Annotated in this window: 29 protein-coding genes; 9 read left to right on the top strand and 20 right to left on the bottom strand. The window is 67.7% G+C overall.

Annotation, left to right across the window (positions count from 1 at the left end):
* Positions 1-13: 13 nt before the first annotated feature.
* The 9 genes from hprK to H4O10_RS13315 form a co-directional block, all read right to left on the bottom strand.
* Positions 14-964, bottom strand: a complete 951-nt coding sequence (hprK, locus tag H4O10_RS13355) for an HPr(Ser) kinase/phosphatase (RefSeq protein ID WP_005408388.1) — start codon at positions 962-964, stop codon at positions 14-16.
* Complete coding sequence (locus tag H4O10_RS13350) at positions 961-1,413, bottom strand: PTS sugar transporter subunit IIA (RefSeq protein ID WP_033835541.1); 453 nt, start codon at positions 1,411-1,413, stop codon at positions 961-963. Before H4O10_RS13350 ends, hprK begins: the two co-directional genes overlap by 4 nt.
* Before the next feature lie 21 nt (positions 1,414-1,434).
* Positions 1,435-1,752 (bottom strand): ribosome-associated translation inhibitor RaiA, encoded by a 318-nt coding sequence (gene raiA / locus H4O10_RS13345; protein WP_004147311.1) that lies wholly within the window; start codon positions 1,750-1,752, stop codon positions 1,435-1,437.
* A 58-nt stretch (positions 1,753-1,810) separates the two neighbouring features.
* Positions 1,811-3,232: an RNA polymerase factor sigma-54 gene (locus H4O10_RS13340; RefSeq protein ID WP_049452375.1), complete on the bottom strand. Its 1,422-nt coding sequence runs from the start codon at positions 3,230-3,232 to the stop codon at positions 1,811-1,813.
* Between the two features lie 39 nt (positions 3,233-3,271).
* Entirely contained in the window at positions 3,272-3,991 is a 720-nt protein-coding gene (gene lptB / locus H4O10_RS13335) for an LPS export ABC transporter ATP-binding protein (RefSeq protein ID WP_005408391.1), read from the bottom strand.
* Positions 3,991-4,542 carry a lipopolysaccharide transport periplasmic protein LptA gene (lptA, locus tag H4O10_RS13330; protein ID WP_005408392.1) on the bottom strand — a complete coding sequence of 184 codons (552 nt, stop codon included), beginning with the start codon at positions 4,540-4,542 and terminating at the stop codon, positions 3,991-3,993. The genes lptB and lptA overlap by 1 nt, the downstream gene beginning before the upstream one ends.
* Before the next feature lie 103 nt (positions 4,543-4,645).
* Positions 4,646-5,221 carry an LPS export ABC transporter periplasmic protein LptC gene (lptC, locus tag H4O10_RS13325; protein ID WP_012479345.1) on the bottom strand — a complete coding sequence of 192 codons (576 nt, stop codon included), beginning with the start codon at positions 5,219-5,221 and terminating at the stop codon, positions 4,646-4,648.
* Entirely contained in the window at positions 5,218-5,766 is a 549-nt protein-coding gene (locus H4O10_RS13320) for an HAD hydrolase family protein (RefSeq protein WP_005408394.1), read from the bottom strand. The genes lptC and H4O10_RS13320 overlap by 4 nt, the downstream gene beginning before the upstream one ends.
* Before the next feature lie 66 nt (positions 5,767-5,832).
* Positions 5,833-6,834, bottom strand: coding sequence for a KpsF/GutQ family sugar-phosphate isomerase (locus tag H4O10_RS13315; protein ID WP_033835544.1), 1,002 nt, complete (start codon positions 6,832-6,834; stop codon positions 5,833-5,835).
* Positions 6,835-6,888: 54 nt separating this feature from the next.
* On the opposite strand from H4O10_RS13315, the gene H4O10_RS13310 reads away from it, so the two are divergent.
* From H4O10_RS13310 to H4O10_RS13300, 3 genes are read left to right on the top strand one after another with little or no spacing between them, the layout of a single operon-like run.
* Positions 6,889-7,119 (top strand): BolA family protein, encoded by a 231-nt coding sequence (locus tag H4O10_RS13310; RefSeq protein ID WP_005408396.1) that lies wholly within the window; start codon positions 6,889-6,891, stop codon positions 7,117-7,119.
* Positions 7,120-7,140: 21 nt separating this feature from the next.
* Complete coding sequence (gene murA / locus H4O10_RS13305; protein WP_005408397.1) at positions 7,141-8,412, top strand: UDP-N-acetylglucosamine 1-carboxyvinyltransferase; 1,272 nt, start codon at positions 7,141-7,143, stop codon at positions 8,410-8,412.
* The gene (locus H4O10_RS13300; RefSeq protein WP_032957609.1) at positions 8,409-8,726 is read left to right on the top strand and encodes a hypothetical protein; all 318 of its coding nucleotides are present in this window, start codon (positions 8,409-8,411) and stop codon (positions 8,724-8,726) included. The genes murA and H4O10_RS13300 overlap by 4 nt, the downstream gene beginning before the upstream one ends.
* A 139-nt stretch (positions 8,727-8,865) precedes the next feature.
* Here the strand turns inward: H4O10_RS13300 and H4O10_RS13295 are convergent, their stop codons facing one another.
* From H4O10_RS13295 to purM, 7 genes are all read right to left on the bottom strand, one after another.
* On the bottom strand, positions 8,866-9,549 hold the full coding sequence (locus tag H4O10_RS13295) for a DUF3108 domain-containing protein (protein WP_005408399.1): 684 nt from the start codon (positions 9,547-9,549) through the stop codon (positions 8,866-8,868).
* Between the two features lie 2 nt (positions 9,550-9,551).
* A complete protein-coding gene (locus tag H4O10_RS13290; RefSeq protein WP_049452376.1) occupies positions 9,552-10,373 on the bottom strand; it encodes a DUF3108 domain-containing protein in 822 nt (273 codons plus the stop codon).
* A 67-nt stretch (positions 10,374-10,440) separates the two neighbouring features.
* Positions 10,441-11,100, bottom strand: a complete 660-nt coding sequence (gene purN, locus H4O10_RS13285; RefSeq protein ID WP_033835545.1) for a phosphoribosylglycinamide formyltransferase — start codon at positions 11,098-11,100, stop codon at positions 10,441-10,443.
* Entirely contained in the window at positions 11,097-11,759 is a 663-nt protein-coding gene (locus H4O10_RS13280) for a DUF2238 domain-containing protein (protein ID WP_043034201.1), read from the bottom strand. The genes purN and H4O10_RS13280 overlap by 4 nt, the downstream gene beginning before the upstream one ends.
* A 41-nt stretch (positions 11,760-11,800) precedes the next feature.
* Complete coding sequence (locus H4O10_RS13275) at positions 11,801-12,223, bottom strand: hypothetical protein (RefSeq protein ID WP_049452377.1); 423 nt, start codon at positions 12,221-12,223, stop codon at positions 11,801-11,803.
* Positions 12,220-12,708, bottom strand: coding sequence for a hypothetical protein (locus H4O10_RS13270; RefSeq protein WP_005408404.1), 489 nt, complete (start codon positions 12,706-12,708; stop codon positions 12,220-12,222). The genes H4O10_RS13275 and H4O10_RS13270 overlap by 4 nt, the downstream gene beginning before the upstream one ends.
* A gap of 23 nt (positions 12,709-12,731) precedes the next feature.
* A complete protein-coding gene (gene purM, locus H4O10_RS13265; RefSeq protein WP_049452378.1) occupies positions 12,732-13,790 on the bottom strand; it encodes a phosphoribosylformylglycinamidine cyclo-ligase in 1,059 nt (352 codons plus the stop codon).
* 99 nt (positions 13,791-13,889) lie between these two features.
* On the opposite strand from purM, the gene H4O10_RS13260 reads away from it, so the two are divergent.
* Genes H4O10_RS13260 through hda form a run of 3 tightly spaced genes read left to right on the top strand, consistent with a single transcriptional unit; the run spans position 13,890 to position 16,902 of the window.
* Positions 13,890-15,029, top strand: a complete 1,140-nt coding sequence (locus H4O10_RS13260) for a DUF2066 domain-containing protein (protein ID WP_049403272.1) — start codon at positions 13,890-13,892, stop codon at positions 15,027-15,029.
* Positions 15,026-16,195: an AI-2E family transporter gene (locus H4O10_RS13255; RefSeq protein WP_005408407.1), complete on the top strand. Its 1,170-nt coding sequence runs from the start codon at positions 15,026-15,028 to the stop codon at positions 16,193-16,195. The genes H4O10_RS13260 and H4O10_RS13255 overlap by 4 nt, the downstream gene beginning before the upstream one ends.
* The gene (gene hda, locus H4O10_RS13250; RefSeq protein WP_005408408.1) at positions 16,195-16,902 is read left to right on the top strand and encodes a DnaA regulatory inactivator Hda; all 708 of its coding nucleotides are present in this window, start codon (positions 16,195-16,197) and stop codon (positions 16,900-16,902) included. The genes H4O10_RS13255 and hda overlap by 1 nt, the downstream gene beginning before the upstream one ends.
* 536 nt (positions 16,903-17,438) lie before the next feature.
* Here hda and murU read toward each other — a convergent pair.
* The 4 genes from murU to H4O10_RS13230 all read right to left on the bottom strand — a co-directional run bounded on the left by murU (position 17,439) and on the right by H4O10_RS13230 (position 21,067).
* Positions 17,439-18,149 (bottom strand): N-acetylmuramate alpha-1-phosphate uridylyltransferase MurU, encoded by a 711-nt coding sequence (murU, locus tag H4O10_RS13245; protein WP_049452238.1) that lies wholly within the window; start codon positions 18,147-18,149, stop codon positions 17,439-17,441.
* Positions 18,146-19,171 carry a phosphotransferase gene (locus H4O10_RS13240; protein WP_033835552.1) on the bottom strand — a complete coding sequence of 342 codons (1,026 nt, stop codon included), beginning with the start codon at positions 19,169-19,171 and terminating at the stop codon, positions 18,146-18,148. The genes murU and H4O10_RS13240 overlap by 4 nt, the downstream gene beginning before the upstream one ends.
* A 64-nt stretch (positions 19,172-19,235) precedes the next feature.
* Positions 19,236-19,505 (bottom strand): GlsB/YeaQ/YmgE family stress response membrane protein, encoded by a 270-nt coding sequence (locus H4O10_RS13235; RefSeq protein ID WP_005408411.1) that lies wholly within the window; start codon positions 19,503-19,505, stop codon positions 19,236-19,238.
* A 68-nt stretch (positions 19,506-19,573) separates the two neighbouring features.
* Positions 19,574-21,067, bottom strand: a complete 1,494-nt coding sequence (locus H4O10_RS13230) for a M20 family metallopeptidase (RefSeq protein WP_033835553.1) — start codon at positions 21,065-21,067, stop codon at positions 19,574-19,576.
* Between the two features lie 238 nt (positions 21,068-21,305).
* Between H4O10_RS13230 and H4O10_RS13225 the strand changes: the two genes are divergently transcribed.
* From H4O10_RS13225 to H4O10_RS13215, 3 genes are all read left to right on the top strand, one after another.
* Positions 21,306-21,593: a helix-hairpin-helix domain-containing protein gene (locus tag H4O10_RS13225; protein WP_043034217.1), complete on the top strand. Its 288-nt coding sequence runs from the start codon at positions 21,306-21,308 to the stop codon at positions 21,591-21,593.
* 352 nt (positions 21,594-21,945) lie between these two features.
* On the top strand, positions 21,946-23,031 hold the full coding sequence (locus tag H4O10_RS13220) for a L,D-transpeptidase (RefSeq protein ID WP_033835554.1): 1,086 nt from the start codon (positions 21,946-21,948) through the stop codon (positions 23,029-23,031).
* 17 nt (positions 23,032-23,048) lie between these two features.
* Positions 23,049-23,774 (top strand): murein L,D-transpeptidase catalytic domain family protein, encoded by a 726-nt coding sequence (locus tag H4O10_RS13215; protein ID WP_005408415.1) that lies wholly within the window; start codon positions 23,049-23,051, stop codon positions 23,772-23,774.
* The last annotated feature ends 3 nt before the right edge of the window (positions 23,775-23,777 follow it).

Below are 23,777 nucleotides of genomic sequence, written 5' to 3'. Positions count from 1 at the left end.
AAGGGCAGGGAAATCAGGGTGTTCGCCGTTCCAGCAGGTTGCTGTGACGGGCGATGAACATGGCTGCCGGGTCGATGCCCTTGGTGCGCAGGATGTGCAGGCGGGTGGCCGCCTCGGTCAGCACGGCCAGGTTGCGGCCGGGCATCACCGGCAGGGTGATCAGCGGTACGTCCAGGTCCAGCACATGGCGGGTGCCCGAATCGCCGGTCAGGCGCTCGTAGCCATGCGGGGTGGGTTCGGTCATCGGCTTGGTCAGGTGGACGATCAGCCGAAGGTACTTGTTCTTCTTTACAGCCGTGTCGCCGAACATCTCGCGCACGTTCAACACGCCCAGGCCGCGCACTTCCAGCAGGTCCTGCAGCAGCTCCGGGCAGGTGCCATCGAGTACATCGGGTGCGATCTGGGTGAATTCGGGAGCATCGTCGGCCACCAGGCGATGGCCACGGCTGAGCAGTTCCAGCGCCAGTTCGCTCTTGCCGGATCCCGCTTCGCCGGTGATCAGCACGCCGATGGAATAGATCTCCATGAACACGCCATGCAGGATCACCCGCGGCGCCAGCGTCCGCGCCAGGTGGTAGGACAGGTGGTTGAGCAGTTCGTGGCCGCGCTTGGGCGACAGCCACAATGGCGTGCCGGATTCGTCCGCGGCAGCGCGCAGGTCTTCCGGGCAGGCCTGGTTGCGGGTCAGCACCAGCGCCAGCGGGTGCGACTGCATGATCTTTTCGATGGTCTCCCAACGCTGGCGCGGTTCCAGCGCATCCAGCCAGGACAGTTCCTCGGTGCCCAGGATCTGCACCTTGTTGGGATAGATGGCATTGAGGTAGCCGGCCAGCGAGGGGCGCCGCGAGACCGTGTTGCCGGCCTCCAGCTCGCGCTTCTCGCCGGACTTGCCGGCAGCCCAGCGCAGTCCCAGCCGCTCGCGCTGCTGTTCGAACAGTTCACGGGCGGTGATGCTGGTATTCATGCGGCACTCGCAGGTGGGGTCATGTCCAGCGCCTTGCGCAGCGCCCGGGCATCGCCCGCTTCGCGCAGGGCCTGGCGGATGTCCGGCGCCGAGAACAGCTCGGCCAGCTCGGACAGCAGCATCAGGTGCTGGTGGGTGTAGTGGGCGGGGACGGCCATCGCGAACACCAGGTCCACCGGCTCCTCGCCACCGAAATCGACCGGGGTGGCCAACCGCAGCAGAGCGCCGCGGGGGCGGTCCAGGGTTGGCGCGCGGCCGTGGGGAATGGCGATGCCGTGGCCGATGGCGGTGCTGCCCAGCGCTTCGCGCTGGCACAGGTTCAGATAGATCTGTTCGGCGTTGGCCTGGCGGCAGGCCAGCAACCCGGCGGCGGCCTGCAGGACGCTGTCACGGTCGGTGGCCGTGCAGAGCTGGGTCTGCACGGCCGCCAGGAGGTCAGTCAGGGGCATGTCTGCGGGGAACGGTGGCGATCAGCCACCATTGTCGCCCACCGGCAGCGGTGCGTGCTGCTGTTTTTTCTCCTTGTGCTTGATCACCAGACGGTCAAGCTTGTCCGCAAGCAGGTCGATCGCGGCATACATGGTCTGGGCATTGGCCTCGGCGTGCAGGGTCTGGCCGGGAATGTTGAGGCTGGCGTCGACGTGGTGTTCGGTCTTCTGCAGCTTGAGGGTCACCCGCGCTTCGCAGTGCTGGTCGAAGTGCTTTCCGATCCGGGCCAGCTTCTCCTCAACATAGGACTGCAGGGCCGGGGTGACTTCGACATCTTTGCCAAACGTTTCGATGCGCATCGGGTTTCTCCTGTGTTCGGATGTGCCAATGAACCTCTCCGCCGGGCGCGGCGGCGCGTCAAGCGATTCTGACCCTTTCGTGCGAGGCGGAAATGTTCATGGCTTCACGATACTTCGCCACGGTGCGTCGCGCTACTGGAATTCCCGACGATTTGAGCAGGTCAGCCAGCTTGGCGTCAGAAAGCGGCTTGCGCGGGTTCTCGTCGTCGATCAGGCGCCGGATCATCGCCTGGATGGCGGTGCTGGACGCCTCGCCACCGCTCTCGGTATCGATGCCCGAGGCGAAGAAGGCGCGCAGCGGCAGGGTGCCTCGCGGGGTACGCACGTGCTTGCGGGCGATCGCGCGCGAGACCGTGGATTCGTGCAGGCCGAGCTCGGCGGCGATCTCGCGCAGGGTCAGTGGACGCAGCGCCTGCTCGCCGAATTCGAGGAAGCCGGCCTGCTGCAGGATCAGGCTGCGCACGACGCGCAGCAGGGTGTCACCACGCTGCTGCAGCCCTTTCAGCAGCCAGCGCGCTTCCTGCAGCTGGGCACGCAGGTAGCCGGCATCGGCGTCGCCACAACGTCGGATCAGCTGTTCGTAGCCGCGGTGGATCACCACCTTCGGCCCGGCATGCGCGGCCAGCGCTGCGCGCCATACGCCGTTCTGCCGCCACACCACCACATCCGGCACCACGTAGGTGTCCTGCGACAGCGGCGCGATCTGCGTGCCCGGGCGCGGGTCCAGCGAGCGCAGCAGCGCCACGGCAGTCTCGACCTCGTCCAGCGGCAGCTTCAACTCATGGGCGAGCCCGGCGACGCCGCTGCGCGGCAAACGTTCCAAGGGTCCTGCGGCAATCTGTCGCGCCAGGAGCAGGCCGGGCGTGTCGCCGGCCAGCACATCCAGCTGCAGCAGCAGGCATTCGCCCAGCGTGCGTGCGGCCACACCCACCGGATCGAAGCGCTGGATGCGATGCAGCACGGCGAGGATCTCGTCATCGTCGGCGTGGATCGCCGGCAACAGGGTTTCAGCGATGGTGGCCAGCGGTTCGCGCAGGTAACCGTCGTCGTCCAGTGCATCGATCAGTGCGGCACCGATGCTGCGATCACGCGAGGACAGATGCGACAGATGCAGCTGCCACAGCAGATGGTCGGCCAGTGTTTCGGTTTCGGCTACGCGCTCGGCAGCGCTGCCATTGTCGTCGTCATCATCGAAGCTGCCACCGCTGCCGGTCGTCGTCCAGTCCAGTTCGGTCGGCGCCCAGTCGTCGCCCTCATCGCTGCGCTCTGCAGGCGCTTCGTTGTCGTTGCCATCGCTGCCTTCATTGGCGGCGCTGCCGTCGTTGCTGTCGGCCCAGTCCAGCAGTGGGTTGCTTTCCACTGCCTGCGCGATCTCCAGCTCCAGTTCGGTGGCCGACATCTGCAGCAGCTTGATCGCCTGCTGCAACTGGGGCGTGAGCACCAGTTGCTGTCCCAACGATGTCTGCAGCCGAGTCTTCATGCCTGTGCCGAAAGGAAGGAAAGGGCCCCGGCGACTGCTTCACAGCTTGAAGGAATCCCCGAGGTAGACGCGGCGTACATCGGCGTTGTCCAGGATCGCCTCCGGCGAACCCTGGGCCAGCACGCTGCCCTCGGCGAGGATATACGCGCGGTCGCAGATACCCAAGGTCTCGCGCACGTTGTGGTCGGTGATCAGCACGCCGATGCCACGCTGCTTGAGGTGGGTGACGATGCGCTGGATCTCGCCGACCGAAATCGGGTCGACACCGGCGAACGGTTCGTCGAGCAGGATCAGGCGCGGTTGTGCGGCCAGTGCGCGGGCGATCTCGCAGCGGCGGCGTTCGCCACCGGACAGGCTGGCGCCGAGCTGGTCGGCGACATGGCCCAGCTGCAGTTCGTCGAGCAGGCCGTTCAATTCGCGCTCGCGGCCGGCCGAGTCCAGGTCCTCGCGCAGTTCCAGCACCAGGCGGATGTTGTCGGCCACGGTAAGCTTGCGGAACACCGACGGTTCCTGCGGCAGGTAGCCCACCCCCTGCTTGGCGCGGGTGTACATCGGGTCGCCGGTGATGTCCTTGCCGTCGAGCACGATGCTACCGGCATCGGCGGCCACCAGACCGACGATCATGTAGAAACAGGTGGTCTTGCCGGCACCGTTGGGGCCGAGCAGGCCGACCACTTCACCCGCATCGAGGGTCAGCCCGAAGTCCTTGACCACTTCGCGCTGCTTGTACTTTTTGCGCAGGCCCTTGGCGACGAGCATTACTTCCTGCTCCCGGCCGGCTGTGCCGGCGTGGTGGCCTTGGGCTGTGCCGCAGGCGCGGCCGGGGTCTTGTTCTTCGGCGGGATGACGGTACGCACGCGGCTGCCGTCACCACCGGAGTTCATCTCGCCGGTGCGGGTGTTGTAGACCATGCGCTGGCCGGCATTGGTGCCGCGCGCGCTGGTGACCTTGTAGTTGCCGGTCAGGGTGATGATCTCGGTCTTGATGTCGTAGTCGATGCGATCAGCAAGCGCATCCATCCAGGTGCCGTCATCAAGCTGCTGCTTCATCTTGGCCTGCTTGCCGGTGAAGACCACGCGCACGGCCTCGCCGTCCTTGAGGTAGATCTCGGCCTCGGACGAACGCAGGTCCAGCGTGCCCTGGGTGATGATCACGCCCTGCGACAGCACGGTCTTGCCGTCGCCGGTGAGCATGCCGGACTGGGCGCCGGAATCGATGTGCATGTCTTCGTTGCGGTCGGTGGACTTGGCGAAGGCGGCGCTGGGGACAAGAAGACCGAGCGCGAGTACGGCGGCAAAGGGAATCTTCATCGGGGTCCGTTCTACCGGTGGGGGCCTGCCGGGCGGGCCGGGGGCGGAGGGTGGGGCTGCCGGCCCTGCGCCTGTCCGGAGACGTCGCGGGCTGGCGGCGGAATCAGCGTCTGGGCGTGTAACGGCCCTTGGACTGGCTGAGGAAATGATACGTGTTGTTCTTCGAATCCACTTCGAAGCCGACGCCGGACTGTTCCATGCCCGGGCGGGTCATGGTCACCAGGGCGTCGGTACGGGCGCGGTTCTCCTTCGGGAACACGTCCAGGTGGTCGGTGCGGAAGGTGGTCGGCACCACGCCCGGGCCCGCCGGGCTGTCGCCGGCAACCTTGCCGCGCAGCTTCATCTCGTCGCCCTTGGCGCTGAGCCAGCCGGTCTCGGCACGCAGCGTCCAGTGCTTGCCATCCTTGTCCGGCATCTCGAACAGCGGGGTGGCAATGTTGATGGTCTGGTCGCCGCGCTGGCGCTCCAGCCGCGGTGCGCGCAGGGTGGTCGATTCCTTGCCGTGCTCATCCAGGGCGACGATCTGGAAGTCATGCAGGATGTAATCCACACCGATTTCCTGGCCCCCCGTGGCTGGACCCTTGTCGCGGTTGCGCAGCGCCGCCCAGCTGCTCAGCAGGGCGGCCAGCAGCAGGCTGATGCCGAGCACGGTGCGCCAGTTCAAGGTGGGCAGGTTCATGCGCCAAACCTCGCCAGCACCGCATCCGCGCGGCCCTGGGCGGCCAGCAGGATGTCGCACAGCTCGCGCGCGGCGCCACGGCCACCCTCGGCGCGGGTCTGCCAATGCACGCGTTCGGCGATCCACGGATGGGCATTGGCCGGGGCCACCGCAAGGCCGACCGCACCCAGCGGCGCCAGATCGGGCAGGTCATCGCCCATGAACGCCACCTGTTCCAGGCCGATCCCGTGCTGCGCACACAGCGCCTGCACGCTGGCCAGCTTGTCGCCCACGGCGATCTGGGTGTCGATGCCGAGGTCGGCGCCGCGCTTGAGCGCGGACTGGCTGTTGCGCGCGGTGATCAGCACGGGGTGGATACCGTGCTGCTGCAGCAGTTTCAGGCCCAGGCCATCCTGCACGAAGTACGCCTTGCTCTCGTTGCCGTCCTTGTCGTAGTACAGCCGACCGTCGGTGAGGGTGCCGTCCACGTCGAAGCAGGCCAGGCGGATCTGGGCCGCAGCGGCATGCAGGTGGGCGGGGAAGGCGGGCAGGGGGGACCAGGGCATCAGGGCGGCAGGCTCGTTATGGGCGGGTGCGGCGTTACAGACTGAATGGGGTCTACGGACTGTCGGTTAAACCACCCGGGCCCGCAACAGGTCATGAATGTTCAGCGCGCCAACCGCGCGGCCCTGGCCATCAACCACGATCAGGCCGGTGATCTTGTGGGTCTCCATCAGGCGGGCGGCCTCGACCGCCAGCTGGTCGGCGCCGATGGTGCGCGGGTTGCGGGTCATCACGTCGGCGATCTTCGCCGTGCGCACATCCAGCGCGCTGTCCAGCGCACGGCGCAGGTCGCCGTCGGTGAACAGCCCGATCAGCACGCCGTCGGCGTCAACCACGGCGGTCATGCCCAGCCGCTTGCGGCTCATTTCCACCAGCGCCTCGCTGAGGCTGGCGTCGGCGCCCACGCTGGGCAGGTCGTCGCCGGTGTGCATGACGTCGGTGATGTGCAGCAGCAGGCGACGGCCGAGGCTGCCGGCCGGGTGCGAGCGGGCGAAGTCATCGGCGGTGAAGCCACGTGCATCGAGCAGGGCCACGGCCAGTGCATCGCCCATCGCCAGCGAGGCGGTGGTGCTGGAAGTGGGTGCCAGCGCCAGCGGGCAGGCCTCGGCCGGCACGCTCACGTCCAGATGGATGTCGGCGGCGGTGGCCAGGCTGGACTGCGGGCGGCCGGTCATGGAGATCAGCAGGTTGCCCTGGCGCTTGAGCACCGGCAGCAGCATCAGCACCTCGTCCGATTCGCCCGAGTAGGACAGGGCCAGCACGACGTCGTCCTCGGTGATCATGCCCAGGTCGCCGTGGCCGGCTTCACCGGGGTGCACGTAGAACGCCGGCGTACCGGTAGAGGCCAGGGTGGCGGCGATCTTGCGCGCGATATGCCCGGACTTGCCCATGCCGGTGGCAACCACCCGCCCGCGGCTGGCCAGGATCGCCTGGCAGGCCTGCTGGAAGGCCTCGCCGAGGCGGTCGGCCACGGCATCCAGGGCCTGCCGCTCGATCTCGAACACGCGGCGGCCACTGGCAACCAGGCCGGCAGGGTCGACGGAACGGGGGGGCAACAGGGATTCGGCCATGCGGACGCCACGCAGCGGAAGTAGAATGGACCCACATTTTATTAGGAAAGCCCGTTGGACGCCGACACCATCCGCAATCTGATCGAAACCGGCCTGCCCGGCGCCCGCGCCGACGTGCAGGGCGACGATGGCGTGCATTTCGAAGCGACCGTGGTCTGCGAGGCCTTTGCCGGCAAGATGCCGCTGGCCCGCCACCGCATGGTGTATGCCACCCTGGGCGACCTGATGGGCGGCGCGATCCACGCGCTGGCGCTGAAAACCGTGACCCCGGCCGAAGCCGGCTGAACCGCAGAAGATCCCGAATACATGGCCAAGATCGTTGTGACCGGCGGCGCTGCGCTGCACGGTGAAGTGAGCATCTCCGGCGCCAAGAACGCCGTCCTCCCCATTCTCTGCGCGACCCTGCTGGCCGATGAGCCGGTGGAGATCACCAACGTGCCGCACCTGCACGACGTGGTCACCACGGTGAAGCTGCTTGGCGAGCTGGGCGCCAAGGTCACCATCGACCAGGGCACGCTGTCGCGCGGCAGCGCGATCGTGGTCGACCCGCGTCCGGTCAACCAGCACGTCGCACCGTATGAGCTGGTCAAGACCATGCGCGCCTCGATCCTGGTGCTGGGCCCGCTGCTGGCCCGCTTCGGCGCCGCCGAAGTGTCGCTGCCGGGCGGCTGCGCGATCGGCTCGCGACCGGTCGACCAGCACATCAAGGGCCTGCAGGCGCTGGGCGCCGAGATCGTGGTCGAGAACGGCTTCATCAAGGCCAGCGCCAAGCGCCTGAAGGGTGGCCACTTCACCTTCGACATGGTCAGCGTCACCGGCACCGAGAACGTGCTGATGGGCGCGGTGCTGGCTGAAGGGACCACCGTCCTCGACAACTGCGCGATGGAACCGGAAGTGACCGACCTGGCGCACTGCCTGATCGCGTTGGGCGCGAAGATCGAAGGCCTGGGCACCGCCCGCCTGGTGATCGAGGGCGTCGAGCGCCTGTCCGGTGGCCGCCACGAAGTGCTGCCCGACCGCATCGAGACCGGCACCTTCCTGGTGGCCGCGGCGATGACCGGTGGCAAGGTCACCGTCAACCGTGCGCGCCCGAACACCATGGACGCGGTGCTGTCCAAGCTGGTCGAGGCCGGTGCGAAGATCGAGACCACCGACGACAGCATCACCCTGGACATGCAGGGCCGGCGGCCGAAGGCGGTCAACCTGACCACCGCGCCGTACCCGGCATTCCCGACCGACATGCAGGCGCAGTTCATGGCACTCAACTGCGTGGCTGACGGCGTGGGCGTGATCAACGAAACGATCTTCGAGAACCGTTTCATGCACGTCAACGAACTGCTGCGCCTGGGCGCGGACATCCAGGTTGAAGGCCACACCGCCATCGTGCGTGGCAGCGAGCACCTGAGCGGCGCACCGGTGATGGCGACCGACCTGCGAGCGTCGGCCTCGCTGATCCTGGCCGGCCTGATGGCCAGCGGCGATACCACCATCGACCGCATCTACCACCTTGATCGTGGCTACGAGAACATCGAAGAGAAGCTGTCTTCGCTCGGCGCCACCATCCGGCGCGTGCCATGATCCTGCGCGGCAAGTTCAGCCCGCGTCGCAAGGCGCTGCTGGCCCTGGTGCTGATCGTGCTGGCGTGGCTGGGCTATGCCTGGTACGCCAACATCGCCATCACCCAGGGCATCGAGCAGAAGGACATGGACTGGAACGGCGACGGCACGGTCTCGCGTGATGAAATCATCGAGTCGTTCTATGCGGTCGCGGTGAACGACAGCCAGGACGGCAACCGTCACTGCCGCACCTTTGTCTGGCGCAGCACCGGCGAGCAGATCCGCGTGGACTGCCGCACCGAGTTCAAGCCGGCGGCGGCCGAGGAAAAGAAGTAAGAAAAACGCCCGCGAAAGCGGGCGTTTTCTTTTCGCGGGGCCCGGGGTCGGAGCCCTTTCCATCGGAAAGGGCTCTGACCCCAGCCACACAACCGGGGTCAGAGCCCATCCCCGAGGGGATGGGATCCGACCCCGGCACTCAGTTCATCGCCTTGATGGTCAGGTCCAGCGCATCGCGGCCGCTCTCACGCTGCAGCATGCGCGCCGGCACCGGGAAGTCCGGCACGATCCAGGCGATCAGCTCCTTGTTGCCGTCGGCGCGCGAGACCTTGGTCGCCTCGTAACTCTTGCCGGCCACGGTGATCGATTCCTTGCCGATCACGCGGTAGGTCATGTTCTTGATCCGGCCTTCGTCCACCATGCGATAGGTCAGCGGCTTGCCGGCGGCCAGGTCACGGGCGATCGCCAGGTTGATCAGCAGCGCGTCCATGTCGCCTGCTTTCAGCGCGATGGGGCCCGCACGGTCCGGCTTGATGTCGCCGGTCCAGGTGGCCTGGTTGCTGGTCCAGTTGTAGTTGGCCTGCACGTTGCGCTTCTTCACCAGCAGCGCCGAACGGTCCTGGCTGCTGAGCGGACGCAGCTGGCCACGCACTTCCTCGAACACCGTGCTCTGGCTGAGGTCGGCCAGCTGGTTCTTCACCTGCAGGCTGTAGCGCCATTTGTTGCTGCCTTCGCTGGCCAGGGTCATGGTGCCGTTGGCCTGCATGCCCATGTAGCTGGCCAGGTAATCCGCCTTGAACGGTTCCAGCGCCATGGCCGGCAGGCTGGCCACGGTCAGGGCAGCGGCTGCGATCCAGGTGAGGGGGCGGGTCAGGGTATTCATGCTCAGACTCCTTGGTATTCGATCAGGCGCAGGTCGACGCGGTCTTCGCCGTCTTCGCGTTGCAGGATGCGCACCGGGGTGGGGACACCGTTGGCGATCCAGAGAATGGTTTCGTTTCTGCCACCGTTGGTCCGGTAGACCCGCAGCGCGTTGTAGGACAGGTCGCCGACCTCGACGTTCTCGGTCTGCGGCGCGGCCTGGTAGTCGTGTTCTCGGACCTTGCCCATGTCCACGTAGCGGTAATGCATGGTGGCGCCCGGACGCGCATCGCGCATGATCGCCAGATTGATCAGCAGCGCGCTCTGGTCGCCGGCCCGCAGCGGGATCGGCTGCGCGCGCTCCTTCTTGACGTCGCCGGTCCATTGCGCGGTGCCGGCCTGCCAGTTGTAAGTGCCCACGGCCTTCTTGCCCAGGAACAGGCCCTTGCGCACCGTGCTCTGGCTGAGCGGTGCGTAGACGCCACTGCGCTCCTCGAACACCGTGCTCTGCTCGATGTTCAGGCCGAGCACGCTGGCAAAGCCGCGGCGGCCGACCACCTGCATGTCCACGCGCCACTGGCTGCCGCCGGTGTGGGTGACCTGCATGCTGGCATCACCCGCTTCCTTGCCCTTGTAGAAGGCCTGGTAGGTGGCTGTGAACGGCTGCAGCGGCGGCGGCTCCCAGGCCAGTGCCGGCAACAGCGGCACACTGGGCTCGTTCGGTGGCAGCGCAGCGGGTGTGGGCGGCGGGGAAGCCGCAGGCGGCTGCGCCTGGCCCCAGCCCACAGCGGGAAGCGCGGCAAGCGACAACAGCAGTGAAGTGGACAGCAGCGTCGTGGTCTTCATGGAGGACAGGAACCGCGGGAGGGGGCAGGATGCCAGCCCCGCAGTCAGCGGGGCGTGTGCAAGAGCGTTACCGGTTCAGGTTTCCGGCGGAATCTAGGGCCAAGGGGCTAAACAGGGGGTGACCGTCCAGCCAGGGCTGACCCTCCCGTTCAGCCAGGCGGCCTTCGCACAGCAGCTGCAGTGTGGCGATCAGCAGCGGATGCTCCACCGCAAGCACGCGTGCGGCCAGCGCCTGCGCGTCGTCGCCGGGCCGCACCGGCACGCGGGCCTGCGCCAGGACCGCGCCGGCATCCAGTTCGGGGACCACCAGGTGCACGCTGGCGCCATGCTCGGCGTCACCGGCCTGCAGCGCCCGCGCGTGGGTGTCCAGGCCCTTGTGCAGCGGCAGCAGCGACGGGTGGATGTTGACCAGGCGGCCATCGAAACGCTGCACGAAGGCCGGACCAAGGATGCGCATGTAGCCGGCACAGACGATCCAGTCCGGCTGTACCGCGGCAAGCGCATCGCCGAGCGCCTGCTCGTAGCTGGCGCGGTCGCTGAATTCCTTCGGTGCATGCGCCCAGCGCAGGCCGGCATCGACACGCAGCAGGGCCTCTGCGGCGGGGCGGTCGGAGAACACGCCGACCACCTCGGCCGACAGGCGGCCGCTGCCGATCGCGTCGAGGATGGCCTGCAGGTTGCTGCCGCGGCCCGAGGCGAGCACAGCGATGCGGGTTGGGGCGGTCATTGCAGGGAACTCCGGCGGATCAGAGGCCAGGTCAGCAGGCTGCCGACGGTCGCCATCAGCATGTCGGCATGCGCATCCCACATGTCACCCTGCTGGCCGTTGTAGGCTTCGGCGGCATCCGGCGACAGCGCCAGCGCGATGGCCCATTCGAACCATTCGTAGACCAGGCTGGCACACATCACCGTCATCACCGCCAGGGTGAAGGCCTGGCCCAGGCGCAGCGCCGGCCACGCATGACGGGCCAGCTGCAGCAGTGCGGGGGTGAAGCAGACGCCGAACAGGAAGTGGATGAGGCGGTCGAAATGGTTGCGCTGCCAGCCGAAGGCCGCATTCGGCGACCAGCCGGTCAGCATCTGCGCCCAGGCGTCGTAGGGCACGTTGGAATACAGCCAGCGCGCCGCCACGCAGTGCAGGGCGATGAAGCCGCAGATGGCGATGAAGGCGCCGTTGCCCAGCCAGCCGCCGCGGCGGTCGACCCACAGCAGGGCGGCCAGACCGACCACGGTCAGCGTGCTGTGCAGGGCCTGCTCGATGGGCCACAGCGGGTGGATCCAGCTGATCGCGAACACCGCCAGTACGGCGGCGAAAGCCCACTTCTTCGGGCCCGGGAAGCGGCGGGTGGTGGGCGAAGCAGACGTCGGGAGGACAGGCGCGGACATGGGAAATCGATCAGGATAGGGCGCGGCGTCTGCCGGCAGGTTCAGGCACTGAGGTGATCACCGCGGTCGAACAGCGCAGCCATCTCCGGCTTGGACAGGAACACCCAGGCATAAGCGGCCAACGCCATGCCCAGTGGTCCAGCCAGCACGCCCAGCCACGCCGCGCGCTGGCACCAGGCCAGCCCGGTGCGATGTGACAGCTGGCGCGCGGTGTGCAGCTGCACGAACCCCAGCACGGCGGCCAGCACGGCGATGTACGCATAGACCGTGGCCAGCATCCAGGCATGCTCCAACCCGCGCGACTGGGCCACCCAGCCGCTGAGGCCGAGGAACGCCACCGCGGCGACCCAGTGGAAACCGGCCAGGGCGTAGAACAGCACTCTCAGTGTCTGCAGATGGCTGGTCAGCTGCAGCTGCGCCAGGGTCTGATGCGGCAGCGGCGGTGGATTGCCGGAGGCGGTCATGCGGTCGCGGCGGGAAGGTCGAAGGCGGCCTTGACCTGCGGGCGCAGCAGGGTGATCAGGCTGAACACCCCCAGCACCGTGCCGACCGGCGTGAACAGGCAGGCCAGGCCAGCCGCGATCAGGCACAGCAGATGGCGACGGCGGCGGGACAGGCAGCGGCCGGCATAGGCCACGAACGCGCCCAGCGTGATGCCACCGAACACGACGACGCAGCCGAGAACGGTGAACACCCAGCCCATCAGGCGCTGTTCCTCCAGCGAGGAGGGCTCGCCGCCGGACTTCATCGGCAGGCTGCCGGTCAACGCGGCGATGCCGATCACGATGTGCAGGATGAAGATCAGCGAGAACAGCACGATCAGGCCACCGACCACGTAGTGTGCGATGGCCAGCATGCGCAGGTGGTCGGCATCCTGCGCGCTGAACGGCGGTACCGTCGCCAGCGGCGGCGGCACGGGGGCGGGCGACAAAGGGGGCGTTGCGTCCATGCGGGGCTCCTGGGTTGCCGGCGTCAGCCGATGTGGACGCGTTCGGCGCCTTCGGCGGTGACCACCTGGCCGATGGTCCAGTGCTCCAGGCCCTGCGCCTTGACTGCATCGGAAACGGCAGCCACCTGGTCCGCTGCGACGATCAGCACGAAGCCGATGCCGCAGTTGAAGGTGCGCCACATCTCGCTGTCGGCCACCGCGCCTTCCTTCTGCAGCCACCGGAACACCGGCGGCAGGGTCCATGACGACGCCTGGATGTCCAGGCCGAGGCCGTCGGGCACTACGCGGATGATGTTCTCGGTCAGGCCGCCGCCGGTGATGTGGGCCATGCCATGGATGGCCTCGCCGTGCGACTTCAGCAGCGACAGGATCGGCTTCACATAGAGGCGGGTCGGTGCCATCAGCGCATCGACCAGCTTCACGCCGCCTTCCAGCTCCAGATCGGCCGGGCGACCGGCGCGGTCGTAGATGCGGCGCACCAGCGAGTAGCCGTTGGAGTGCGGGCCGGAGGAGGCGATGCCGATCAGCACGTCGCCGGCGGCCACGCTGGCGCCGTCCTTCAGCTCGCTCTTCTCCACCGCGGCGACCGTGAAGCCGGCCAGGTCGTATTCGCCGGGGGCGTACATGTCGGGCATTTCAGCGGTTTCGCCGCCGATCAGCGCACAGCCGGCCTCGGTGCAGCCGTTGGCGATGCCGCCCACGACCGCTGCGGCGGTGTCGATGTCCAGCTTGCCGGTGGCGAAGTAGTCCAGGAAGAACAGCGGTTCGGCGCCCTGCACCAGCACGTCGTTCACGCACATGGCGACCAGGTCGATGCCGATCGTATCGTGGCGGTTCAGCTGGTGGGCCAGCTTCAGCTTGGTGCCCACGCCGTCGGTACCCGACACCAGCACCGGCTCGCGGTACTTGTTGGACAGGTCGAACAGGGCACCGAAGCCACCCAGGCCGCCCATCACTTCCGGGCGGAAGCTGCGCTTGACCAGGGGCTTGATCCGCTCGACCAGCGCATTGCCGGCGTCGATGTCGACCCCCGCGTCACGGTAGGTGAGGGGGGAGGGGGCGGAAGACGGGGTGTTGGTCACGGGCGTCGGCGCTGGCAGGGGTTGAACGGGCGATTTTAACAGGCCGCATTGGCGCAAAGGCCGTATTCGGGCAACAATTCCCCCGGATACGTCGAGCCAATGGATGTCCTGATGCGCCGCAGCCTGATTCTGACCCTGCTCCTTGCGCTGAGCCTGCCGGTGGCCACGATGGCCCAGAGCGGCCTTCGCACCGAGGGTGATGTCGCCACCGCCAGTGGCGCGTACGAGGCCGAAGTGCCCGTCAACAGCCAAGCCGAGGCCGATCGCAACGGCGCCCTGGCCCGCGCCCTGAGCGTGGTACTGGGCAAGCTGTCCGGCGACCGCAGCGTGATGTCCCGCCCCGGCGTGGTGCAGGCGCTGCGCAACGCCAAGGACTACGTGGCCAGCTACGACTACAAGCAGGACCAGAGCGTGGGCGCCAGTGGCGCCCCAAGCTTCCGTACCCTGCTGGTGGCCCGCTTCCGCGAGGATGATGTCGACTCGCTGGTGTCGGCGCTGGGCCTGCCGCTGTGGCCGCAGCCGCGACCGAAGCCGGTGCTGTGGCTGGCCGTCGACGATGGCAGTGGCCCGCGCCTGGTCAGCGTGCAGCAGGCCAACGCCGCCCGGCCGTTGCTGAACCGCGCCATCGAGCGCGGCTACAAACTGGGCCTGCCCAGTGGTGGCGCCGCCGAACAGGCGCTGGCGGGTGCGATCTGGCGCCAGGACAGTGCCGCCGTGGCCCGTGCCTCCTCGCGCTACTCGCCGCCGATGCAGCTGATCGGCAAGTTGTACCGCGCCAATGGCGGCTGGCAGGCGGACTGGGTGTTCGTCGACAACGGCCGTGAACTGAACAAGTGGACCAGCAAGGACGCCAACGCCATGCGCGCGATGGCGGCCGGTGCCGACGGCGCCGCCGATGCGCTGGTCAAACGCTATGCCAAGGCCGGCGCCGCCGTCGGTCAGGCCGGGACCTACCGTGTGGTGGTCACCGGCATCAACAGCGCCGACGACTACCTGCGTCTGGCCGCTGGCCTGCGCGAGGTGCCGGTGGTGCGCAATGTCACCCCCCTGCATGCCTCGGCTGGCCAGCTGGAGCTGAACCTGGAGATGACCACCGGCCTGGCCGGCTTCAACCGCATGCTGGGCGACAACGGCGTGCTGGTGCCGAGCGCTCCGCTGCCGGCCCTGCCCGCTCCGATCGACGACACCACCGGTACTCCGGTGGCCGCCCCGGTCAGCAACGAGTACCGCCTGCGATGACTCTGACCCCGGAAGCGGAAATCGCGCAGTTCCTGCGCCGCCTGAAATACATCCTGTTCGCCGGCCTGATCGGCTGGGTGGTGTGGCTGCTGGCGCCGATCCTGACCCCGTTCGTGCTGGCGCTGGCGCTGGCCTGGCTGGGTGACCCGCTGGTGGACCGCATCGAGGCCACCGGCCGCTCGCGCATGACCGGCGTAGTGCTGGTGTTTGCGGCGATGGTGCTGGTGATCGTGGCGCTGCTGCTGGTGCTGGTACCGATGATCGAGCGCCAGATCACCACCCTGATCGCGGTTGCCCCGCAGGCACAGGCGTGGCTGATGGAGAAGGGGATTCCCTGGTTCGAGCAGAAGACCGGCCTGGAAGTGATGCAGTGGCTGGACCCGGACCGCCTGATCGAATGGGTGCGCAGCCACTGGCAGCAGGCCGGCGGCTTCGCCACCACGTTCATGGGCTACGTCTCGCGCTCCGGCTTCGCGATGGTGACCTGGGTGGTCAACATCCTGTTGCTGCCGATCCTGGCGTTCTACTTCCTGCGTGATTGGGACAAGCTGGTCGAGCGCGTGGCGTCGGTGATTCCGCGCAACCACATTGGCACCATCAGCGCGTTGGCGCGTGAGTCCAACGAGGTGCTGGGCGCGTTCATCCGCGGCCAGTTCCTGGTGATGCTGGCACTGGGCGTGATCTATGCCGGCGGCCTGTCGCTGGTCGGCCTCAAGCTGGGCCTGCTGATCGGCCTGATTGCCGGTCTGATCAGTTTCATCCCGTACCTGGGCGCGACCACCGGCGTGCTGATGGCGGTGATCGCCGCGCTGGTGCAGGCACAGGGCTTCGACCTGAAGCTGCTGATCCTGGTCGGCGTGGTGTTCACCGTGGGCCAGCTGCTGGAGAGCTACGTACTGACCCCACGCATCGTCGGTGACAAGATCGGCCTGCACCCGGTGGCGGTGATCTTCGCGGTGATGGCCGGCGGCCAGCTGTTCGGCTTCCTCGGCATGCTGCTCGCGCTGCCGGTGGCGGCGGTGACCAACGTGCTGCTGCGCTACGCGCACCAGCGTTACCGCCAGAGCGAGCTGTACGTGGGCGAGAAGCCGGCAATCGTGCTTGACGGCGTGGTCGATGCGCCCCATATCATCGTTCCGAACGAAAAAGGCCCCGACCTGAAGTGATGGGTGTGCCGCAACTGCCGCTGGCCCTGCATTACCCGCGGGACCAGCGCCTGGAGACCTTCATCGGCGCGCCGGATGGCGCGCTGGCGCAGCTGCGCGCGATCGCGGTGGGTGCCAGCCACGATTGGGTCTACCTGGAAGGTGCGGCGGGCACGGGCAAGACCCACCAGGCGCTGGCGATGTGTTCCAGCGCCGAGCAGGCAGGGCGCCTGCCGACCTATGTGCCGCTGGCCAGTGCAGCCGGCCGCGTGCGTGCGGCGCTGGATGGGCTGGAGGCGCGTGAGCTGGTGGCGCTGGACGGCCTGGACGAGGTTGCCGGCAACCGCGACGACGAGATCGCGCTGTTCGATTTCCACAACCGCGCGCGCGCTGCAGGCGTGACCGTGCTGTACACGGCGCAGAAGGCGCCGGAAGCGCTTGGCCTGGTGCTGCCGGACCTGCGTTCACGGCTGGGCCAGTGCGTGCGCGTGCTGCTGCAGCCGCTGGATGAGGAGGGGCGGGCAGCGGTGCTGCGCGAACGCGCGCTGCGACGCGGCCTGGCGATCGACGAGGCATCCATCGAGTGGCTGCTGTCGCATACCGGGCGCGAACTGGGTGGGTTGATCACGCTGCTGGACTGGCTGGACCGCGAGTCGCTGGCGGCGAAGCGGCGGATCACCGTGCCGTTCCTGCGCCAGGTGCTGGAAGAAGGCCGGCCCCGCTACTGAGGGTGGGTTTGTTTGCAGGGCTGCGCCCTGCACCCGCCGAATCAACGTCAACGTCAAAAGCTGGCCATCTCCGTGGGATGGCGGGGTGGGTCCGGTTGCGGGGGACGCTGCAAGTACGTCCCTGTAAGCTCGGTCGCCGCATCCATGCGGCTCACGCCCCCGCAACCGGACCCACCCCGCCTTCGACAGTTGGCCGCGATCTGCCGGGACTGCGTACTGCACTGCTTACTGCTTACTGCTGACTGCTGTTGGTGGGTGTCGACCTTGGTCGACACGTGTCTTGCTTGTGGTGGGTGACGACCGTTGGTCGTCACCAGAGCAAGCGCAGCGAAGCGACCCGCTTTTGCTTTTCTTTCTTTCTTCCGTGGCTGGACGCCCACGGAAACTGTCAGAGGCTGGTCGGGTGGGCCATGCAGGGGCGTTGGCGCCATGGATGGCGCCATCGAGCTTACAGGGACGTACTTGCAGCGTCCCCTGCATGGCCCACCCGCCCGGCCAAGCACGGCTTTTGATCTGAGCGACCAGCCACGAGGGGCTCAGCCGTTCGCCGCCAACTCAGCATCCAGCGCACGCAGGCGATCCACGGTGCCGACATCGGTCCAGCGCCCGCGATGGTGCTGCCCGGTCATCAACCCCTGCGCCATGAAATGCTTCTGCAGCGGCACCACCGAGAACTTCGGCGGCAGCCGCTCGCTGCCCGGCGCCTCGCCGATCACCGTGCGCCAGTCGGCCACGATCGAAGGACGGTACACGCCGATGCCGGCATAGGTCAGGCAGGGGCCTTCGCGATCGTGGTGCAGCACCCCCTGCGCATCGAGGCGGTAGTCACCGTGCGGGTGCTGAACCGGATTGTCGACCAGCACCAGGTGCGCCTGGCCCCGCGGCTCGCGCGGCAGCGTGGCGAAATCGAAATCGGTCCAGATGTCGCCGTTCACCACCAGGAACGGGGCATCGCCCAGCACCGGCAGGGCGTTGAGGATGCCACCGCCGGTCTCCAGCGGGGTCGCTCCTTCGTACAGGAAATGCAGTTGCAGGCCCCATTGGCTGCCATCGCCCAGCGTCGCCGGGAACTGTTCGGCCAGCCATGCGGTGTTGACCACCACCTCGCGCACGCCGAGTGCGGCCAGGCGTTCCAGGTGCCAGACGATCAACGGCTTGCCAGCCACTTCCAGCAGCGGCTTGGGCGTGTGCAGGGTCAGCGGGCGCATGCGCTCGCCGAGGCCGGCGGCAAAGACCAGCGCCTTCATCGGGCCACGCGCATCGGTGCACCCAGCCCGGCCAGCGCCGGCTTGATGCGCTCGTCCAGCAGCTGCTGCAGCGGTGCCAGTTCCCGATAGCGCGGCAGCACTTCATCCAGATAGGTGATGAAGCGCGGTGCGTCGTCGAGGTAATGGCCCTTGTTGTCGCGGTAACGCAGCCGGCAGAACAGGCCCAGGATCTTCACGTGGCGCTGGATGCCCATCCAGTCGGCATCGCGCAGGAAGGTGGCGCGGTCGGGCACCGGCAGGCCGGCGTCGCGGGCACGCTCGTGGTACTGCGCCAGCCACTCGTCCACACGCTCCAGCGGCCAGCTAAGGAACGCGTCCTTGAACAGGCTCATCGCGTCGTAGGCGATCGGGCCGCGCACCAGGTCCTGGAAATCCAGCACTGCGGGACCATTTTCGACCGGCATCAGATTGCGCGGCATGTAATCGCGGTGGGTCATCAGCTGGGCCTGGCCCAGCGCGTTGTCCATCAAGCGGCGGTGTACCAGCTGCAGCCCTTCGATCTCGCCACAGTCCAGCTCCAGGTTCAGGTGGCGCTGCAGGAACCATTCGTCGAACAGGCCGGCATCGCGCTGCAGCAGCGCCTCGCCAAACTGGCCGAAGTCGGCCGGCACCGGGATCGCCTGCAGGCGCAGCAGCTGTTCGATCGAACGGCCGAACCATTCATCGGCGTTGCGCTCGTCGAGGATCCTGGCCAGGGTCGGGCCGCCGAGATCTTCCAGCAGCAGGAAGCCGGCATCCAGATCCTGCGCCAGCAGCATGGGCACGCGCAGGCCGTTGTCGTGCAGCAGGCCGCGCATGCGCAGCCACGGCCTCGGATCTTCCAGCCCCGGCGGGGCATCCATCACGATGTGGCTGCCGCGCGTGCTGGTGGTGCGCCAGTAGCTGCGCATGCCGGCATCGACCGAGGCGCGTTCGACCACCGCGCTGGCATCATCGAGCTGGGTACGGGCCCACTGCAGGCGCTGCGCGCTGCGCTGGGGATCGGAGGCGGGTTCGGTCATGCAGGCATATCCGGGCGCGCCGGGCGCGCCAACGTCGGGAACAGGAAGGGAAGGAGGGACGGGGTCAGCGACGGCCGCTGAACAGGCGCAGCACGGCCAGCACGGCCACCGCACCCACTACCGCACCGAGGAAACCGGCCGGCTCACCGGGGGCGTACCAGCCCATGTACTGGCCGAACCAGCCGGCCACCAGGGCGCCAAGGATGCCCAGCACGATGGTCAGCAGGCAGCCCATGCGGTTGTTGCCGGGCATGAAGAAACGCCCGAGCAGGCCGACGAAGAAGCCGACCAGGATGATGTAGAGCCAGCTGCTGCTGCCGAACAGACCATTCATGCGCGCGATTTCCACCAAGGGTGGACGCAGCCTAGCAAGGCCAGGCTGCGTCCGTCACGGGTGCCGGATCAGCAGCAGCCGTGGTCGCCGTGGCGGGTGCCGCTGTCGGCAGCCACCGGCGAACCGCTGGTCTCGCCGCGCAGGCTGGCTGCGTAGTGCTCGCTGATCACCTTGGACACGCAGGCGGTGACCTTCTTGCCCATGGGGATGTGCAGGAACTCGTTCGGGCCGTGCGCATTGGAGTGCGGGCCGAGCACGCCGGTGATCATGAACTGGGCACCGGGGAACTTCTCGCCCAGCATGCCCATGAACGGGATCGAGCCGCCTTCGCCCATGTACATCGCCGGCTTGCCGAAGAAGGTTTGACTGGCGTCGTCGATGGCCTGGGTCAGCCACGGCGCCATCGCCGGGGCGTTCCAGCCGGTGGAGGCCTTTTCCAGGTCCAGGCTGACCTGCGCGCCATTCGGCGGGTCGCGCAGCAGCGCTTCCTTCAGCAGCTCGCCGCAGGTCTTGCCATCGGCCGTCGGCGGCAGGCGCAGCGACAGCTTCACCGAGGTCTGCGGGCGCAGCACGTTGCCGGCCGATTCCAGCGGCGGCATGCCGCCGACGCCGGTGACCGACAGCGCCGGGCGCCAGGTGCGGTTGAGCACCAGCTCGGTGAGGTCCTCGTTCATCGGGCGCAGGCCGTCGACCATCGGGAACTTCTCGAAGATCTCGGTATCCACCACTTCGGCGGCGCGCTTGGCCTGTTCCAGGCGCTCGGCCGGGATCTCGACGTTCATGCCGTCGATCAGGATGCGGCCGGTCTCCTGGTCCTCGATGCGCGAGAGGATCTGGCGCAGCAGGCGGAAGCTGGACGGGATCACGCCGGAGGCATCGCCGGAATGCACGCCTTCGTTGAGCACCTTCACGGTGAAATTGCCGCCGGTCAGGCCGCGCAGCGAGGTGGTGCACCACAACTGGTCGTAGTTGGCGCAGCCCGAATCCAGGCAGACCACCAGCGACGGCTTGCCGATGCGGTCGGCGAGGTGGTCGACGTAGGCTGGCAGGTCGTAGCTGCCCGACTCTTCACAGGCTTCGATCAGCACCACGCAGCGCGCGTGCGGCAGGCCTTGGGCCTGCAACGCCAGCACGGCGGCCAGCGAGCCGAAGATGGCGTAGCCGTCATCGGCGCCGCCGCGGCCATACAGCTTGTCGCCGCGCAGGACAGGGGTCCACGGGCCGAGGTCGTCGTCCCAGCCGGTCATTTCCGGCTGCTTGTCCAGGTGGCCGTAGAGCAGGATGGTGTCGTCGCCGGTCTCGGCGCCGGTGGCCGGAATTTCCAGGAAGATCAGCGGGGTACGGCCTTCCAGGCGCACCACTTCAACCTTCAGGCCGGGCAGCTGCTGGGCCCTAGCCCAGTTCTCCATCAGCGTGACCGCCTGTTCCATGTAGCCGTTCTGCACCCAATTGGCGTCGAACATCGGCGACTTGTTGGGAATGCGGATGTAGTCGACCAACTGCGGGACAATCTCGCTGTCCCACTTGTCATTGACGAATTGGCCGAGCTTGGCGCTGTCCATCTGAAACTCCGGTTGCATGGGCTGATGCGGCCATTCTACGCCTGTGCCGTGAGTAGGGTTTTTCCTACATCACGTCGGGTATTTGGCTGGCTTACGGAAATCCGGGAAACCGATAGGCTGTGTGCATGTGGTGACGGACACTGTTCCTGCCGACGGGATTGCCGGTCGGGGCGGCCAGAATCACAAGGAGATACACGTTGTGCCTTGGTTTGTCGTGTTGAGGGCACTGGTGCTGGTCATGGGGATCGCTGGGGCGCATGCCGCCGAACCGATCGACATCAACCGCGCCGATGCCCAGGCGCTGCAGCAGGGATTGACGATGGTCGGAGCCGCCAAGGCCGAGGCGATCGTCGAGCACCGGCGCAGACACGGCCCGTTTCATCGCGTCGAGGACCTGACGCAGGTGAAGGGGATAGGGAAAGCAATCGTCGAACGGAATCGACAGCGGATCACCGTAGGCAACAGGTTGTTGCCGGCGGATCCGGTACCCGGATCGGTACCGGTGCGAACCGTACCGAGGCGCTGACAGCAGGAATCGTCGGAACCGGCAGGAAGCTGGTTCAGCGGTCACGGACAGGATGGCCGTGACCACCGACCGCCGCAGGACGCGGCACCAATCACCAGGATGGTGGCATCACAGACCTGTGGAAGGGGCTGAGATACAAACAGGACAGACGCGGCCGCGTGCAGGATGCAACGCTACCCCCACAGCGCAGGATGCGAGGGGGCGGCAGCAGGCCGACAAGGACGTAACGATTGCCCGGTACGACACATGGCTGTGTCGCCGGGCAGTTTCATTTCCGGCGTCTGGTTTTGCCGCGGCCACCACGGGCCGATGGTGTACGGTGGCCGCACCGCATGGAAAGGACCCCCGCTGGATGCTCCCGCACCGCCCCACCACCCTGATGCTCGCCCTTGCACTGGCCCTGCCGCTGCTGGCCCATGCCGCTGCGCCGACAGCGGCTGCCAAGCCCACGGCTGCCGCAGCCAGCAGCGCTGAAGTGCGCGGGCCGACCGACCTCAAGCCGGGCGAATACCTCTGGCATCCGGAAATCTCGCCGACCGGCCCGATCGTGCTGGTGGTCAGCCTCGATGAGCAGCGCGCCTACGTCTACCGCAACGGAATTGCCATCGGCCTGACCACGATCAGCTCGGGCAAGGCCGGGCACGAGACGCCAACCGGCGTGTTTACCATCCTGCAGAAGGACAAGGACCACAGGTCCAACCTCTACAACAGCGCGCCGATGCCGTACATGCAGCGGCTGACCTGGGACGGCATCGCCCTGCATGGCGGCAGCCTGCCCGGGCATCCCGCCTCGCACGGCTGCGTGCGCCTGCCGCAGGCCTTCGCGCAGAAGCTGTTCAGCGAAACCCAGCGTGGCGATACCGTGGTCGTGGCCGATGCCAAGAGCTCACCGATGACCCTGGCCTATCCGTCGGTGCTGGCGCCGGTGAACGCGCGCGGCCAGCCGCTGCCGGAGGCCGAGGGCGGAGCCCCGGCACAGGCCTGGTGGGACGACAGCGCGGCGCCGGCCGGGCAGGTCGGCATCCTGGTCAGCCTGCACGACCAGCGCCTGTACGTGCTGCGCGATGGCGTGATGATCGGCGAGTCGCCGCTGAAGGCTGACGCCCTGCCGGCGTTCCAGGGCACCACGCTGTTCGTGATGGGGCAGGGTTACAGCGACACCCCCAGCCCGCTGGACGTGAACCAGCGCCTGCACCAGTGGACGGCCTACCCGTTGCTGGGCCAGGACCGTGCCCAGGCCACGCCGGACCTGCTGGCCACGCCCTCGCTGCCGATGGCGCTGCCGCCCGATTTCGCCCGCCAGCTGTACCAGGTGCTGGTGCCGGGCACGACCCTGCTGGTGACTTCGCTGCCGGCGGTCCGCCCAAGCCCGGCTGAATCCGGAATGCAGCCGGTCTTGGAATCCGAGCCGCCAGGGTCCACCCTCAAGGGCAACTGAGTGCCCTCGTTGTGCCCATGACTGCATCCCGCCTGTGCCGGCTGGCCGCGTTCGGCCTGCTGGCGACCTCGGCCAGCGCCCCGGCGCTGGCACAGACGCCCGCCCTTGCCACCAGCGCCGATGATCTGGCTGCCCTGCTGTCGCGCAGTGCGCCCAAGGCCGACCGCCACGTGTTGCAGCTGGCGGCGCACGCCATGCGCTGTGCGCTGCAGCGGCCGGAACTGGGCATCAATGGTGATCGCCTCAGCGTGATCGACTATTCGCGCCCGTCCACCGAGCCGCGCCTGTGGGTGTTCGACCTGGCCCACCAGCGCCTGCTGTTCGAGGAGTGGGTGGCGCATGGCCGCAACAGTGGCGAGAACCGCACCGAGCACTTCTCCAACCGCGATGGCAGTTTCATGTCCAGTCTCGGCGCGTTCACCGCGCAGGAGACCTACATGGGTGGCAATGGATATTCGCTGCGCCTGGCCGGGCTGGAACCGGGCTTCAACGACCGCGCGCGTGACCGAGCCATCGTCATCCATGGTGCGCCATACGTGAACCCGGCTGCCGCGCAGCTGCAGGGGCGGCTGGGCCGCAGCCTGGGTTGCCCGGCGGTGCGCCTGTCGGTGGCCAGGCCGCTGATCGATGCGTTGCGTGGCGGCACGATGGTGTTTGCTTACTACCCCGACCAGGATTGGCTGAAGCACTCGCAGCTGCTGGCCGGCGGGTGCGGTGGCCAGGGCACGCTCGCCACGCGGTGATGC

The sequence above is a fragment of the Stenotrophomonas sp. I18B00994 genome (genome assembly GCF_014145825.1).
GTDB lineage: Bacteria > Pseudomonadota > Gammaproteobacteria > Xanthomonadales > Xanthomonadaceae > Stenotrophomonas > Stenotrophomonas maltophilia.
Note: the sequence above shows the minus strand (reverse complement) of the source record. Positions and strands in the feature narration are given on the sequence as shown.

What these genes read in the sequence shown, in the direction of transcription:
- hprK (WP_005408388.1), bottom strand. Translation starts at nt 964, where the DNA reads ATGAATACCAGCATCACCGCCCGTGAACTGTTCGAACAGCAGCGCGAG.
- H4O10_RS13350 (WP_033835541.1), bottom strand. Translation starts at nt 1,413, where the DNA reads ATGCCCCTGACTGACCTCCTGGCGGCCGTGCAGACCCAGCTCTGCACG.
- raiA (WP_004147311.1), bottom strand. Translation starts at nt 1,752, where the DNA reads ATGCGCATCGAAACGTTTGGCAAAGATGTCGAAGTCACCCCGGCCCTG.
- H4O10_RS13340 (WP_049452375.1), bottom strand. Translation starts at nt 3,232, where the DNA reads ATGAAGACTCGGCTGCAGACATCGTTGGGACAGCAACTGGTGCTCACG.
- lptB (WP_005408391.1), bottom strand. Translation starts at nt 3,991, where the DNA reads ATGCTCGTCGCCAAGGGCCTGCGCAAAAAGTACAAGCAGCGCGAAGTG.
- lptA (WP_005408392.1), bottom strand. Translation starts at nt 4,542, where the DNA reads ATGAAGATTCCCTTTGCCGCCGTACTCGCGCTCGGTCTTCTTGTCCCC.
- lptC (WP_012479345.1), bottom strand. Translation starts at nt 5,221, where the DNA reads ATGAACCTGCCCACCTTGAACTGGCGCACCGTGCTCGGCATCAGCCTG.
- H4O10_RS13320 (WP_005408394.1), bottom strand. Translation starts at nt 5,766, where the DNA reads ATGCCCTGGTCCCCCCTGCCCGCCTTCCCCGCCCACCTGCATGCCGCT.
- H4O10_RS13315 (WP_033835544.1), bottom strand. Translation starts at nt 6,834, where the DNA reads ATGGCCGAATCCCTGTTGCCCCCCCGTTCCGTCGACCCTGCCGGCCTG.
- murA (WP_005408397.1), top strand. Translation starts at nt 7,141, where the DNA reads ATGGCCAAGATCGTTGTGACCGGCGGCGCTGCGCTGCACGGTGAAGTG.
- H4O10_RS13300 (WP_032957609.1), top strand. Translation starts at nt 8,409, where the DNA reads ATGATCCTGCGCGGCAAGTTCAGCCCGCGTCGCAAGGCGCTGCTGGCC.
- H4O10_RS13295 (WP_005408399.1), bottom strand. Translation starts at nt 9,549, where the DNA reads ATGAATACCCTGACCCGCCCCCTCACCTGGATCGCAGCCGCTGCCCTG.
- H4O10_RS13290 (WP_049452376.1), bottom strand. Translation starts at nt 10,373, where the DNA reads ATGAAGACCACGACGCTGCTGTCCACTTCACTGCTGTTGTCGCTTGCC.
- purN (WP_033835545.1), bottom strand. Translation starts at nt 11,100, where the DNA reads ATGACCGCCCCAACCCGCATCGCTGTGCTCGCCTCGGGCCGCGGCAGC.
- H4O10_RS13280 (WP_043034201.1), bottom strand. Translation starts at nt 11,759, where the DNA reads ATGTCCGCGCCTGTCCTCCCGACGTCTGCTTCGCCCACCACCCGCCGC.
- H4O10_RS13275 (WP_049452377.1), bottom strand. Translation starts at nt 12,223, where the DNA reads ATGACCGCCTCCGGCAATCCACCGCCGCTGCCGCATCAGACCCTGGCG.
- H4O10_RS13270 (WP_005408404.1), bottom strand. Translation starts at nt 12,708, where the DNA reads ATGGACGCAACGCCCCCTTTGTCGCCCGCCCCCGTGCCGCCGCCGCTG.
- H4O10_RS13260 (WP_049403272.1), top strand. Translation starts at nt 13,890, where the DNA reads ATGGATGTCCTGATGCGCCGCAGCCTGATTCTGACCCTGCTCCTTGCG.
- H4O10_RS13255 (WP_005408407.1), top strand. Translation starts at nt 15,026, where the DNA reads ATGACTCTGACCCCGGAAGCGGAAATCGCGCAGTTCCTGCGCCGCCTG.
- hda (WP_005408408.1), top strand. Translation starts at nt 16,195, where the DNA reads ATGGGTGTGCCGCAACTGCCGCTGGCCCTGCATTACCCGCGGGACCAG.
- murU (WP_049452238.1), bottom strand. Translation starts at nt 18,149, where the DNA reads ATGAAGGCGCTGGTCTTTGCCGCCGGCCTCGGCGAGCGCATGCGCCCG.
- H4O10_RS13240 (WP_033835552.1), bottom strand. Translation starts at nt 19,171, where the DNA reads ATGACCGAACCCGCCTCCGATCCCCAGCGCAGCGCGCAGCGCCTGCAG.
- H4O10_RS13235 (WP_005408411.1), bottom strand. Translation starts at nt 19,505, where the DNA reads ATGAATGGTCTGTTCGGCAGCAGCAGCTGGCTCTACATCATCCTGGTC.
- H4O10_RS13230 (WP_033835553.1), bottom strand. Translation starts at nt 21,067, where the DNA reads ATGGACAGCGCCAAGCTCGGCCAATTCGTCAATGACAAGTGGGACAGC.
- H4O10_RS13225 (WP_043034217.1), top strand. Translation starts at nt 21,306, where the DNA reads ATGGGGATCGCTGGGGCGCATGCCGCCGAACCGATCGACATCAACCGC.
- H4O10_RS13220 (WP_033835554.1), top strand. Translation starts at nt 21,946, where the DNA reads ATGCTCCCGCACCGCCCCACCACCCTGATGCTCGCCCTTGCACTGGCC.
- H4O10_RS13215 (WP_005408415.1), top strand. Translation starts at nt 23,049, where the DNA reads ATGACTGCATCCCGCCTGTGCCGGCTGGCCGCGTTCGGCCTGCTGGCG.